The following is a 13,431-nucleotide window of genomic DNA, read 5'->3' as shown; positions in this document are numbered from 1 at the left end:
CGATGCCTGCTATCCCTTTGGAGCATGGTCTGGCGGTCGCCGGCATCCTGTTCTGCCTTGGCCTGGTCGGCCTGATGGTTCGCCGTAACATTCTGTTCGTGTTGATGAGCCTGGAAATCATGATGAACGCCGCCGCACTGGCGTTCGTTGTTGCAGGTAGCCGATGGGCGCAGCCGGATGGGCAAGTCATGTTCATCCTGGTGATCAGCCTGGCAGCCGCCGAGGCCAGTATTGGCCTGGCGATCCTGCTGCAACTGTATCGTCGCTTCCACACGCTTGATATCGACGCTGCCAGTGAGATGCGCGGATGAACATGATCTTTCTGACTTTCGTATTTCCCCTGATCGGTTTCCTGCTGCTGTCGTTCTCTCGTGGACGCTGGTCGGAAAACCTTTCTGCCTTGATCGGCGTGGGTTCCATTGGCTTGTCGGCGATCGTCGCCGCCTACGTCATCTGGCAATTCAACGTGGCGCCGCCGGAAGGCGGCCACTACACCCTGGTGCTGTGGCAATGGATGTCGGTGGACGGCTTCAAGCCCAACTTCGCCCTCTACGTCGACGGCCTGTCGATCACCATGCTCGGCGTGGTGGTGGGTGTAGGCTTCCTGATCCACCTGTTCGCGTCCTGGTACATGCGTGGTGAGGCCGGCTACTCGCGCTTCTTCTCGTACACCAACCTGTTTATCGCCAGCATGCTGTTCCTGGTACTCGGCGATAACCTGTTGTTCCTGTACTTCGGCTGGGAAGGCGTGGGCCTGTGCTCGTACCTGTTGATCGGTTTCTACTACAGCAACCGCAACAACGGTAACGCGGCACTCAAGGCCTTTATCGTCACCCGCATCGGCGACGTGTTCATGGCCATCGGCCTGTTCATCCTGTTCCAACAAGTGGGCACGCTGAACATCCAGGAACTGCTGGTGCTGGCACCGCAGAAATTCCAGGTTGGTGACTTCTGGATCACCCTGGCGACCCTGATGCTGCTGGGCGGCGCTGTGGGTAAATCCGCACAACTGCCGCTGCAAACCTGGCTGGCGGACGCGATGGCCGGTCCTACGCCGGTGTCGGCGCTGATCCACGCGGCAACCATGGTGACTGCGGGTGTCTACCTGATCGCGCGTACCCACGGCCTGTTCACCCTGGCGCCGGAAATCCTGCATCTTGTAGGACTGGTCGGTGGTGTGACCCTGGTTCTGGCGGGTTTTGCCGCGCTGGTACAGACCGACATCAAGCGTATCCTCGCCTACTCGACCATGAGCCAGATTGGCTACATGTTCCTGGCCCTGGGCGTTGGCGCCTGGGACGCGGCGATTTTCCACCTGATGACCCACGCCTTCTTCAAGGCCCTGCTGTTCCTTGCCTCCGGTGCAGTGATCGTTGCCTGCCACCACGAGCAGAACATCTTCAAGATGGGCGGCCTGTGGAAGAAACTGCCATTGGCCTACGCCAGCTTCATCGTCGGGGGTGCCGCCCTGGCCGCCCTGCCGTTGGTGACCGCAGGTTTCTACTCCAAGGACGAAATCCTCTGGGAAGCGTTCGCCAGCGGTAACCAGAACCTGCTGTATGCAGGCCTGGTCGGTGCGTTCATGACCTCGCTGTACACCTTCCGCCTGATCTTCATCACCTTCCACGGTGAAGCCAAGACCGAAGCGCACGCAGGCCACGGCATCTCCCACTGGTTGCCACTGTCGGTGCTGATCATCCTGTCGACCTTCATCGGCGCCATGATCACCCCGCCTCTGGCCGGTGTACTGCCGGAAAGCGCCGGGCATGCCGGTGGCGCCGCCAAGCACAGCCTGGAAATCGCCTCGGGCGCCATCGCCATCGCCGGTATCCTGCTGGCCGCGCTGCTGTTCCTCGGCAAGCGTCGCTTCGTGACGGCTGTGGCCAACAGTGGCATTGGTCGCTTCCTGTCAGCCTGGTGGTTCGCTGCGTGGGGCTTCGACTGGATCTACGACAAACTGTTCGTCAAGCCATACCTTGCTATCAGCCACCTTCTGCGCAAAGACCCGCTCGACCAGACCATCGGTTTGATCCCGCGCGCCGCCAAGGCCGGTCACACCGCCCTGAGCCGCAGCGAGACGGGCCAATTGCGTTGGTATGCCGCGTCCATGGCTGCCGGTGCGGTGCTGGTGATCGGTGCCATCGTGGTGGTGGCGGTATGACTATGAACATTGCGTACTTTGCGAACTTGCAAAAGGAAACGAGCCCGTCATGATTCTGCCCTGGCTAATCCTGATCCCCTTTATCGGCGGCCTGCTCTGCTGGATGGGTGAACGCTTCGGCGCCACCCTGCCCCGCTGGATTGCGTTGCTGACCATGTCCCTGGAACTCGCGCTCGGCCTCTGGCTGTGGGCGCACGGTGACTATTCATTCGCTCCGGCACCGGGTGTCGATCCAACCTTCGCGCTTGAATTCAAGCACGTGTGGATCCAGCGCTTCGGCATCAACGTGCACCTGGCCCTCGACGGCCTGTCGCTGTTGATGATTTTGCTGACCGGCTTGCTGGGTATCCTCTCGGTACTCTGCTCCTGGAAAGAAATTCAGCGTCACGTGGGCTTCTTCCACCTGAACCTGATGTGGATTTTGGGCGGCGTTGTCGGCGTGTTCCTGGCGCTGGACCTGTTCATGTTCTTCTTCTTCTGGGAAATGATGCTGGTGCCGATGTACTTCCTCATCGCGCTCTGGGGTCACAGTTCTTCGGACGGCAAGAAAACCCGGATCTACGCGGCGACCAAGTTCTTCATCTTCACCCAGGCTTCCGGCCTGATCATGTTGGTGGCGATCCTGGGTCTGGTACTGGTCAACTTCAACAACACTGGCGTGATTACCTTCAACTACGCCGACCTGTTGAAAACCAAGATGTCGCTGACCACCGAGTACATCCTGATGCTGGGCTTCTTCATCGCCTTCGCGGTGAAGCTGCCGGTGGTGCCGTTCCACTCCTGGTTGCCTGACGCTCACGCCCAGGCACCGACCGCAGGTTCCGTCGACCTCGCCGGTATCCTGCTTAAGACTGCTGCTTATGGCCTGCTGCGTTTCGCCCTGCCACTGTTCCCGAATGCCTCGGCCGAGTTCGCGCCGATCGCCATGACCCTGGGTCTGATCGGGATCTTCTACGGTGCGTTCCTGGCTTTTGCGCAAACCGACATCAAGCGTCTGATTGCCTTCTCGTCCGTTTCCCACATGGGTTTCGTACTGATCGGCATCTACTCCGGCAGCCAACTGGCGCTGCAAGGCGCGGTGATCCAGATGTTGGCCCACGGTGTTTCGGCCGCGGCACTGTTTATCCTCAGTGGTCAGCTGTACGAGCGCCTGCACACCCGTGACATGCGTGAAATGGGTGGCGTGTGGTCGCGCATCGCGTACCTGCCGGCCATCAGCCTGTTCTTCGCCGCCGCATCCCTGGGCTTGCCGGGCACCGGTAACTTCATCGGCGAGTTCCTGATCCTGATGGGTTCGTTCGTACACACGCCGTGGATCAGCGCCATTGCTACCTCGGGCCTGGTGTTTGGTTCGGTCTACTCGCTGATCATGATCCACCGCGCCTACTTCGGCCCGGCCAAGTCCGACACCGTCCTGCAAGGGATGGATGCTCGCGAACTGATCATGGTGCTCGGCCTTGCGGTGCTGCTGATCTACATCGGTGTGTACCCGCAACCGTTCCTGGACACTTCTGCCGCGACGATGCATGGCGTGCAGCAGTGGATCGGCACCGCCTTCTCTCAACTCGCTTCGGCCCGGTAAGAGCGCTATGGAATTCACGATCCAACACTTTATCGCGCTTGCGCCGCTGCTGATTACCAGCCTCACCGTTGTGGCGGTGATGCTGGCAATCGCCTGGCGCCGCAATCACTCGCAAACGTTCCTGCTGTCGTGTGCCGGTCTTAACCTGGCCCTGCTGTCGATCATCCCGGCACTCAAGGTCGCGCCATTGGCCGTGACCCCGCTGATGATGGTCGATGACTTCGCGCTGCTGTACATCGCGTTGATCCTCGTTGCCACCCTGGCCTGCGTCACCCTCGCCCACGCCTACCTCGGCGAAGGCGGCACCGGCTACCCCGGCAACAAGGAAGAGCTGTACCTGCTGATTCTGCTGGCTGCGGCCGGTGGCATCGTGCTGGTCAGCGCTCAGCACCTGGCCGGCTTGTTCATCGGCCTGGAACTGCTGTCGATCCCGACTTACGGCCTGGTGGCCTACGCGTTCTTCAACAAGCGCTCGCTGGAAGCCGGCATCAAGTACATGGTGCTGTCGGCGGCCGGTTCCGCGTTCCTGTTGTTCGGTATGGCGCTGCTCTACGCAGAGGCCGGCAACCTGAGCTTCACCGGTATCGGTCACGCCCTGGCGGCCACCAACATGCCTGCACCGATTGCCCAACTGGGCCTGGCGATGATGCTGATCGGCCTGGCGTTCAAGCTGTCCCTGGTGCCGTTCCACTTGTGGACCCCGGACGTGTACGAAGGCGCCCCGGCGCCAGTGGCGGCGTTCCTGGCCACCGCGTCCAAGGTTGCCGTGTTTGCTGTGATGGTGCGTCTGTTCCAGATCTCGCCTGCGGCCAACACCGGCGTGCTGAGCACCGTGCTGACCGTGATCGCCATTGCGTCGATCCTGTTCGGTAACCTGCTGGCCCTGACCCAGAACAACCTCAAGCGTCTGCTCGGTTATTCCTCCATCGCGCACTTCGGCTACCTGCTGATCGCCCTGGTGGCGAGCAAAGGCCTGGCCGTGGAAGCCATGGGCGTGTACCTGGTCACCTACGTGATCACCAGCCTGGGCGCATTTGGCGTGATCACGTTGATGTCCTCGCCGTTCAAAGGTCGTGATGCCGACGCCCTGTACGAATATCGCGGCCTGTTCTGGCGCCGTCCGTACCTGACCGCCGTGCTTACCGTGATGATGCTGTCCCTGGCCGGTATCCCGCTGACCGCAGGCTTTATCGGCAAGTTCTACATCGTGGCTACCGGTGTTGAAGCCCATGAATGGTGGCTGGTTGCATCCTTGGTACTGGGCAGCGCCATCGGCGTGTTCTACTACCTGCGCGTGATGGTCACCCTGTACCTGATCGAGCCAAACCTGCGCCGTGTGGATGCCGAGTTGCACTGGGAACAGAAGGCAGGCGGCGTGATGCTGCTGGCCATCGCCCTGCTCGCGTTCTTCCTGGGCGTGTACCCACAACCGTTGCTCACCCTGGTGCAGCACGCGGTACTGGGCGTTTGATCGCTTAGCTTGATGCAGTAAACGAAACGGCGCCTTCGGGCGCCGTTTTGCGTTTCTGGACTTTCAATTCTTTTGCCCTCCCCTGTGCGCTGAAATTTCCTTCCTCCTCTACCTCTTTGTCTGGCATCTAGCCGCTGAACCTAGCCGTATGGTGATTGTGTTTTAGGAAAGTTCCCACAGCCAGGTCACTTGACCCCGGGCGCGTGGGCCACCACACTATACGCAGGCTACGTACAGAACATGGATGCTCTATTTATCGAGTTGCCGGCCTTTGAACGGCATCGCAGGGACTATCTGAGTGACGAGCTATTCCAAGGCTTTCAACAGGAGTTGATGAAGAATCCGCAAGCGGGCGACGTCATCGAGGGAACCGGCGGGTTGCGCAAGGTCCGTTTCGTCGATGAGCGACGCAACAAAGGCAAACGCGGAGGCTTGCGGGTCATTTACTACTGGTGGTCGGGCGGCACGCAGTTCTGGTTATTCACCCTGTACGGCAAACACGAACAGGATGACCTTACCCCCAATCACAAGAAAGCCTTAAAACACATGCTGGACAGGGAAATCAAAGCGAGAACACATCATGAAACGTGAAATCTTTTCCGAACTGGTCGAAGGCTTCGACGCCCTGGCCGAAGAACGCCAAGGCAAAGTCACCCTGCGGACCCACAAGGTCCATCTCAACAACCTGGCCCCCCTGAGCGCCGAAGAAGTGGTGGCCGTGCGCCAACAGCTCAACCTCTCGCGCTCGGTGTTCGCCATGTACCTGCGTACCAACGTGCGCACCCTGGAAAACTGGGAACAAGGCCGGGCCAAGCCCAACGCCCAGGCCACCACCTTGATTCGGCTGGTGTCGCGCTTTCCGGAAACCGTGGCGCAGCTCGCGGCCTTGGGTTGATGGACAAAGCCCCGACAGGTTCGGGGCTTCTTCATACAGGCTTATCGGCTCCCCCGAGGACTAGGCCCCTCCTCCTTCGCCACGAAACGCACTCGGGCTCACCCCTGTCCAGCGCTTGAAGGCCCGCCGAAAACTGCGCACATCGCTATAACCGACTTCCTCGGTAATACGTTCGATCGACAGCCCCGGATTCCCCAGCAACCCCATGGTACGTGCACGTCGCACTTGCTCCTGCAACGCTTCGAACGTCAGCCCGTGTTCGGTCAGGCGCCTGCGCAGGGTGCGCCCACTCATGTTCAAGTCGCCGGCGACCTTCTCCAGCTGGCTGCCCTGCAAATCCCGCGAAATAGCGCGTTCAACGGCCTGGATCAGGTCCATCTTCTGGTGCAACTGCGCGCTCTCCAACTCCAGCAACTCCAGGGCCTGGCGCAACGCCAAGGCGTGGTGATTAGGCAGGCGTTTATCCAGCCAATGCGGGGCCAGCACCATGCGATTGTGCAGGCAGCCAAAGCGCACATCCGCGCCAAACAGGCGTTGGTACTCAGCCTGGTAAGGCGGCGCAGCGTGCACGAACTCCATGCGCAGGGGCATAAACGTCTCCCCCACGAGCGCGCGGCCATACACCATCAGGCTGGCGAAGAACTCTTCGGCCGCAAACACCTGCACCTCGGCAAACGGCAGCAGGCATTCGACGTCGACGTGTACTTCTTCCAAGGTCTCATGGGTACGGGTGGTGGCGATGCCGCCTGAGGTGTGCTGATGGCGCTCGCCAATGGCAAATGCATCGCGCAGGGTTTTGCACAGGGAGATCACATGGCCGAGCAGGCCGAGGGTGCCCAGCACGTTCTGATGCCCCACCCACAGGCCCAGCCCCTGATCGGGAAGCACCTTGAGTGCGCGCTGGATCATCGCCACAGCCTGGCGATAGGAAATACGCTGGGCCGGGTCATCCAGGTCGGCCAGGGTAAACCCCAGGCCTCGGCACAACGCTTCGGCATTCGCGCCCTTTTGCGCTACCACCTGCCCGAGGGTCTGCAACAGGAAGGGCGACACCAGCGCCAATTCAAATTGCGGGTCAACGGCTTTCCTTTGCATGGCTCACGGGTTCCCGACTGAGTACTTCAGTTCTTGTTTTAGAAACATCCTGTTAATCATAGGCGCTTGCAAGAGCCGCTGCATCCTGAGTGAAACCTGTCCGGCAAAGTCCCCCTATCTGGCCGCCAAAACCCTGCCCCGCCGGGCGCTGAAGGCATATTTCTAACGTCAGCGGTGCCCTAACAATAATAAAGAGGCCAGACATGAACCCCACCCGTGCACTTCCCCCCCTGCAACTGGCGTTGTTGAGCCTGCTCAGCCTGCCGGCCCTGGCCACCGAAGGCGGCGTCGACAACATCGGCCCCGGCACCGATGGCTTCTACATCCTGCCGCTGGACGTGAACAACCTGCCCGACCATATGTTCGCGTTCAACCTGTATTACAACCACTACCAGGCACGCAAACTGGACATCAGCTCCCTCGGCGGCAAGGTCTCGCAAGTGCGGATCAAGTCCGACGCGATCATCCCACGCCTGGACTATCTGAGCCCCGTGCGTGTGTTCGGCGGGCGCCTGGGCGGCTACATCGCCCAGCCGTATATCAAGCAACAGGTGTCGCTGTTCGGTATGTCCGACACCCGCGAAAGCATGGGCGACACCACCCTGGCGCCGATCATCCTGTGGGACATGGGCAAAAACCTGACCCTGGCCGCCGCCGTGGAAATCACCCTGCCCACCGGCGAATACGACGCCACGCGCCTGGCCAACACCAGCAACAACTTCTACACCTACAAGCCGCTGGTCTCGGCGACCTGGATGCCCAATGAACGCACCGAACTGTCGATCAAGACCACCTACAGCTTCAACGAAGAAAACCACGACACCGACTACCGCTCCGGCCAGATTTTCCATTTCGACTACTCGGCCAGCTACAAGGTGACCGACAACCTGAGCCTGGGGGTCAACGGCTATTACCTCAAGCAGACCACCGACGATAAGCAGTACGGGCGCACGGTGGTAAACATCTATGGTGATGAAGTGAATGATGGGGTCAAGGGACAAGTGTTTGCCATTGGCCCGGCGGTGTATTTCACCTTCTTGAAATACGCCAGTGCAGAGGTGCGCTGGGCTAAAGAGTTCGATGTGAAGAACCGGCCGGAAGGCGATATGTTGTGGGCCAAGCTCACCATTCCCTTTGCCCTGTAAAAACCCGACTTGAAACAGGAACACTGACGTGTGTGGGAGTGTGATTGTGTGGGAGCTGGCTTGCCTGCGATAGCATCACCGCGGTCTAACCTTGAGACCGAGGCGTCTGCATCGCAGGCAAGCCAGCTCCCACACAAGCCAGCCCCACAATCACACTCCCACATTTCGAGCGCTTTGCGTCAGGCATAAACAGGCCAGGTCTCGACGATTTTCCCGTCCCGCACCCCCAGCAAATCCCCAAACTGCAACAACACAAACTCACTCTGGGTCGGGCGCAAAAACACTTGATCCTCAATATTCAATCCCACCGCTGGCGAGCCGTTGACCATCTCCTGATTGGAACTGCGCCCAAACAGCTCATTGCTTTGCAGCCCCTGCGGCGACTCGAATTGCGCCATCCAGTTACCGCCATAAATAAAGAACGTCTCGCGCTGATTCGGATCCCACCACGAAAACACCCGCGACTTGCCATCCAGCGCCGGAATCTCCACCGACCCGGTGCTTTTCAACACTGGCGTGGCGATAAACGCTGCCGGCACATGCTCGCTCAACGACGGCAAATCGTAATGCGTGGGCTTGAGCAACGCGGTACCCACCGACACCTCGGTACTGAGTGTTTCCTGCTCGTGAATCCGATAGCTGGGGCTGCCAGCCGTGTTCAACGTCAGCCCCTCACGCCATAACCCGGCAAACTGCTGACGGGTGAAATCAACATGGCCGTTGTAGCGCTGCATCACCTGCTCAAACAGCGTCTGGGGCGAACCGAGAATACCCGGCACGCCCATGCCCACAAACGGGTCGTAGCCCATAAATCCGGCAAACTCCAAGTGCTGCGGGTTGGCGCTGATCAGCGTGAGCATCCGCCCCAGCACCGCGTTATCGCTAATGCCGCCGCGATGCAGCCCCACATCCAGCTCGATGTTCACCCGCAACCGCGTGCCCAACCCTTGCGCCAACGCCAGGTAGTGCTGCAACCGCTCTGGCGTGTCCAGTAGCCACTGCAATTGCCTGGCCGGGTCAAACGGACCTTTATGGGTTTGATAAAACAGCTCGGCCGAGCGCACCGGCAACGGCTTGCCCATGAGGATGTCGGCCTCGGGAAACACCTGCGCATCGTGGTTCAGAAACGGTTGATGAAACGACATCAGCCGCGCAGTACCCGCGCGCTTGGCGATATACGCCAGCAACCCCGGCGACGGCAGCGACTTCTCCACCAGGCGCAAATGCTTGCCACCACGCTGCACCGACTGCATCACCACGTCGATATTGTGATCAAGGCGATCCAGGTCGATCAGCATCACCGGGCGCATCGGCCCATGGGCTTTGAGTTCATCATTAAGGCTGCGGAAATACTCGCTGTACGGGCCGCCGCGATCACTGGGGCGCAGCCACCAGCCACCCGCCACTGCCGCCACTGCGGCGCCCAGCACAAAATGTCGGCGTTTCATCAGGCCACTCCCAGGATGGATTGCAGGTGCGCATTGAGGAACTTGCCGCTCGGGTCCAGCTCGCGGCGCACGCGGGTGAATTCGTCCCAGCGCGGGTACAGCGGCTGCAAGGTGCGCGCGTTAAGGGTGTGCAATTTGCCCCAGTGCGGGCGGCCGGCGTACTTCCAGAAAATCGGCTCCACGGCGGCAAAGAAGTTGTGATGGTCCATGGCGTAATGCTGATGGACCGAAATCGAACAGCTGTCGCGGCCTTCGAACATGCTCAAAGGGATGTCATCGGCCTTGACGTAGCGATACTCGATAGGAAACCAGGTGCGCAGGTCCTTGTCGGTGATCAGCTTGAGGATTTCCCGCAGGCACGCCGGGCCATGTTCGGCAGGCACCGAATATTCCATCTCGTTGAAACGCACGTTGCGCACATTGGCATAGACCTGGAACGACTCGGCCACGCGGTCCTGGAAGCTGGCAAAAAAACGCAGGCTGTTGAGCAAGGTGCGGCGGGTGCCCGGGAAATCACTGCCATACTTGTCGAGCTTTTCGATGATCGACACAAACTCATTGCCGCCCGCCTCCGCCGGGTCGACGGGAGGCGTTTCGGGGTCATCGGTTTCGTTGAGGGCGATGGACAGCGCGTAGTCGGAATGGGTGACCACGAGCATTTCCCAGTGCTGGTTTTCGCGGGTGTTCTTGTGCACATCCTCCAGCAACTCTTCGGTCTTGGCGATCCACTGACGCTCACGCAAGCGGTACGGTGCGCGATTCTGCGAGCGGATCTGGGTGACCACGCCCAGCGCACCAAGAGACACGCGCGCGGCGCTGAACAGCTCGGGATGGCGTTGCGCATCGCAGTCCAGCACGGCGCCTTGGGCGGTGACCAGTTGCAGGCCGGTGACGCAACCGGAATACGAGGTAAAGCCCAAGCCGGTGCCATGGGTGGAGGTGGAAATCGCCCCGGCCAGGGTCTGGTAATCGATGTCCGCCATGTTCGGCAGCGCCTGGCCGACGGCCTTGAGCGCCGGCCCCATGCGCGACATCGGCGTGCCGGCGGCAAAGGTCGCTTGCAAGGTGGCGGGGTCATGGTCCAACAGCCCATTGAAGTAACTCAGCGACAGCAAGGTGCCGTCGGTGGGCACCAGGGCACTGAACGAATGTGCCGAGCCTACGGGCCGAATAGTGCTCGGTGCCTGGCGAATCATTTGCACCAATTCATCCAGATCTTTGGGCGCCAGGCGCGCCAGCGGCAGGCAGGTCTGCGCGCCCGACCAGTTGCGCCACGGGATCAACCGTGGCGCGCGGGCCAACTGGGCCAGTACCGGGTTGCTCGACAGGGCCAGAAAAACCCCGGCCACTGCCGAGCGTTGCAAGAGTTGCCGCCGTGAAAGCGCCATCCACCACCTCTTTTTATTATTGGAGTTGAACACCGGCCATAAAGCTGATCAGCGCCAGAAACTGCGCTTCGGAACACTGCATGCACAGCCCCATCGGCGGCATGCCGTTGTAGCCGTTGATGCTGTGATCCAGCAGCGTGTCGGCGCCCTGGGCGACGCGCGGGCTCCAGGCAGCCTTGTCACCCGCCAACGGCGCGCCGGCCGCCGGGTTGGCGTGGCATAGCTTGCAGCTGGTGTCGTAGACCTGGGCCAGTGCCGGGTCGGTGGGCACGGTCGTGGTCGCAGCAGTGCGTTCGGGGGCAGGTTTGGGCGTGTCGTCACAGGCCGTCAGCAGGCTGAGTACGAGCAACAGTAACGCGGTGCGGGGCATGGCCACCCTCTCTTATTGTGCAGTGGAAGCTGTTTGCACACTAAGGCAGCGAAGGCAGGGCGTTGAGGGTTTTGGGGGACACAAAGGGGGCTTGGGCGGACAGTCGAATGCTCGGCGTAAGGGTTGGTGCGGTCCTTGAGGTCTACCGTGTCGCTGCCCACCTTCGAGTTTGAAATCGTTATAGCTGCCCTGCAGGCCCAGGACGGAAATCGGGCCAGTCGGTGCTGCGGCGAACACCACAGCAGGCGCGGTGACCAGCGTCAGCAGTGAGGAACCCTTGAGGAATTTTCCGAATAACTTGGACATCGTTTTACATCTCCTTGTCTGGTGAGCAAATTATTCAGGAACCGGTTCGAACCTCGGCTTTTGCCAAAGGCTCGAATTAATTTGCATTGACATGAAGGTAAACGGTTCAGCGAAGGCTCTAGATCAAGGCTCCCTGAAGTTTGCCATTACTAAGCCATCAAGGGTTTGGCGAAGCTGCGGATGACTTGGCAAACGAATACCGAAGGTGCCCTGCAGCAATTCCAGCAACTCATCAGCACTCTCGACTGCACGCTTTTCGCTGGGCTGGTCAAGGCAGTGAACCGCGTAATTGGCATTGGCCAAGGTATGGCGTTTACCCGGTGCCAACCGCGCCGCTTTCAGCTGACCGACAAAAACGGAAGCCGGGTGCGTCGACACGTACCAATTGCCGATGGTGTAGTCGATATCGGCCTGCACTTGCAGGTCGAACACATATAAGCCACGCCATTCCTCACCCACCTGCGCCCACAGGGTGTAATCGGCACCGTTGAAGGTCAGGCGATAAGGTTCATGGGCGGTGGCCTGGGGCACCTCGGTATCCAGCTGCAACGGACTACTGGGCACCATGCCGCCGAAGCCGACATCGGTGACATAACGCACGCCGTCCAGGGTCACCAGGCTCAGGCGATGGGTGCGCCCGGTGCGCGCATCAGGCGGCCCGCCCATCACCACCCAGCCGGTAAGCCCGCGGGCGTCGAAACCCAGCTCCTGCAACAGCGCCAGGAACAGGTAGTTAAGCTCGAAACAGTAACCACCACGCCCATCCAGCAAGACCTTTTGCTCGATGCTGGGCAGGTCAATCGGCACCGGTGAATGCAGCAATGTCGACAGGCTCTCAAAGGCGAAGGTGCACACGTGACGCAGCTGCAGGTCTTGCAAGGTTTTGAGCGTGGGTGGCGGGGCTGAGTCGTAGCCCAGACGCTGCAGGTAGAGCTGGCTGTGAGTCAATCGGGACATGGCGCGATCCTTGGGCGCGTGGCGGATGCGTCACTATGCCGCGCCAGTGTGCGACTTGTCATTTTGAGTGAACCTTTTTGAACGCCCGCCTATCCATCTATAACAAGACAGGGAGGCAACATGAGTACCGCAAAAATCTACACCATTCACTATCAACTGCACGGTCAACCGAAGTCCTTTGTGGTACGCGCCGAAGTGATGAATAACGCTGAAGCGTGGCATTGGGCGGCGGTCGATGCTGACATTGCCCATGTCAGCCGCATTGGGCGCGTGGGTCATGAGCAGGTCAAGAAAACTACCCGGCCTTGGGCGGAGAAGTTTGGGATCAGCGAGGTGACCTGGGTGCCGCCCAAGTAGGTTTCGTTTGGATGTGATCAGGCCCCGCTTTTGCGGGGTTTGGTTTTTGGGGGTGTTGGGGTGTTGGGGGTGTGTATATCCGTTATTTAGGTAACGGCGGCTTATGGTTCCGCTCTTACAGCGGCTCACTTTTTGAAGGACCGGAATGCCGGCCCAGCAAAAAGTAAGCAAAAAGTCCTCGCCCCAACACTCGGTGCCTCGCTATGGCTCGGCATGCCCGCAATCCGCCAGTGATTTGGGGGGCCGCCGCGATGGG

The 13,431-nt window shown here is 60.2% G+C and carries 13 protein-coding genes; 8 read left to right on the top strand and 5 right to left on the bottom strand.

The genetic code is table 11. From position 1 onward, the window contains the following. The first annotated feature begins 2 nt into the window (after positions 1-2). The 6 genes from nuoK to HX790_RS28370 all read left to right on the top strand — a co-directional run bounded on the left by nuoK (position 3) and on the right by HX790_RS28370 (position 6,109). Positions 3-311: an NADH-quinone oxidoreductase subunit NuoK gene (gene nuoK, locus HX790_RS28395; protein ID WP_017137520.1), complete on the top strand. Its 309-nt coding sequence runs from the start codon at positions 3-5 to the stop codon at positions 309-311. Continuing rightward, positions 308-2,161: an NADH-quinone oxidoreductase subunit L gene (nuoL, locus tag HX790_RS28390; RefSeq protein ID WP_138450408.1), complete on the top strand. Its 1,854-nt coding sequence runs from the start codon at positions 308-310 to the stop codon at positions 2,159-2,161. Before nuoK ends, nuoL begins: the two co-directional genes overlap by 4 nt. Positions 2,162-2,210: 49 nt before the next feature. Further along, a complete protein-coding gene (gene nuoM, locus HX790_RS28385) occupies positions 2,211-3,743 on the top strand; it encodes an NADH-quinone oxidoreductase subunit M (RefSeq protein ID WP_017137522.1) in 1,533 nt (510 codons plus the stop codon). 7 nt (positions 3,744-3,750) lie between these two features. Further along, positions 3,751-5,214 carry an NADH-quinone oxidoreductase subunit NuoN gene (gene nuoN / locus HX790_RS28380; protein WP_017137523.1) on the top strand — a complete coding sequence of 488 codons (1,464 nt, stop codon included), beginning with the start codon at positions 3,751-3,753 and terminating at the stop codon, positions 5,212-5,214. Between the two features lie 240 nt (positions 5,215-5,454). Further along, entirely contained in the window at positions 5,455-5,805 is a 351-nt protein-coding gene (locus HX790_RS28375; protein WP_026013737.1) for a toxin, read from the top strand. Beyond that, complete coding sequence (locus HX790_RS28370) at positions 5,795-6,109, top strand: DNA-binding transcriptional regulator (RefSeq protein ID WP_176992566.1); 315 nt, start codon at positions 5,795-5,797, stop codon at positions 6,107-6,109. The genes HX790_RS28375 and HX790_RS28370 overlap by 11 nt, the downstream gene beginning before the upstream one ends. Before the next feature lie 60 nt (positions 6,110-6,169). On the opposite strand, the gene HX790_RS28365 is transcribed toward HX790_RS28370, so the two are convergent. Continuing rightward, positions 6,170-7,204, bottom strand: a complete 1,035-nt coding sequence (locus HX790_RS28365) for an AraC family transcriptional regulator (protein WP_176992565.1) — start codon at positions 7,202-7,204, stop codon at positions 6,170-6,172. 203 nt (positions 7,205-7,407) lie between these two features. Between HX790_RS28365 and HX790_RS28360 the strand changes: the two genes are divergently transcribed. Further along, positions 7,408-8,349 (top strand): transporter, encoded by a 942-nt coding sequence (locus HX790_RS28360; protein WP_017137527.1) that lies wholly within the window; start codon positions 7,408-7,410, stop codon positions 8,347-8,349. Positions 8,350-8,528: 179 nt separating this feature from the next. On the opposite strand, the gene HX790_RS28355 is transcribed toward HX790_RS28360, so the two are convergent. The 4 genes from HX790_RS28355 to HX790_RS28340 form a co-directional block, all read right to left on the bottom strand. Next, a complete protein-coding gene (locus HX790_RS28355; protein ID WP_176992591.1) occupies positions 8,529-9,737 on the bottom strand; it encodes a DSD1 family PLP-dependent enzyme in 1,209 nt (402 codons plus the stop codon). Positions 9,738-9,796: 59 nt separating this feature from the next. Then, positions 9,797-11,125, bottom strand: coding sequence for a D-arabinono-1,4-lactone oxidase (locus HX790_RS28350; RefSeq protein ID WP_176992590.1), 1,329 nt, complete (start codon positions 11,123-11,125; stop codon positions 9,797-9,799). 76 nt (positions 11,126-11,201) lie between these two features. Continuing rightward, a complete protein-coding gene (locus HX790_RS28345) occupies positions 11,202-11,555 on the bottom strand; it encodes a cytochrome c5 family protein (protein WP_099548032.1) in 354 nt (117 codons plus the stop codon). A 429-nt stretch (positions 11,556-11,984) separates the two neighbouring features. Continuing rightward, positions 11,985-12,818 carry an arylamine N-acetyltransferase gene (locus HX790_RS28340; RefSeq protein ID WP_176992564.1) on the bottom strand — a complete coding sequence of 278 codons (834 nt, stop codon included), beginning with the start codon at positions 12,816-12,818 and terminating at the stop codon, positions 11,985-11,987. Positions 12,819-12,938: 120 nt separating this feature from the next. On the opposite strand from HX790_RS28340, the gene HX790_RS28335 reads away from it, so the two are divergent. Continuing rightward, positions 12,939-13,175 (top strand): DUF6555 family protein, encoded by a 237-nt coding sequence (locus HX790_RS28335; protein ID WP_017137532.1) that lies wholly within the window; start codon positions 12,939-12,941, stop codon positions 13,173-13,175. Positions 13,176-13,431: the final 256 nt, after the last annotated feature.

The organism is Pseudomonas sp. IPO3747 (assembly GCF_013385245.1).
Lineage (GTDB): Bacteria > Pseudomonadota > Gammaproteobacteria > Pseudomonadales > Pseudomonadaceae > Aquipseudomonas > Aquipseudomonas edaphica.
Note: the sequence above shows the minus strand (reverse complement) of the source record. Positions and strands in the feature narration are given on the sequence as shown.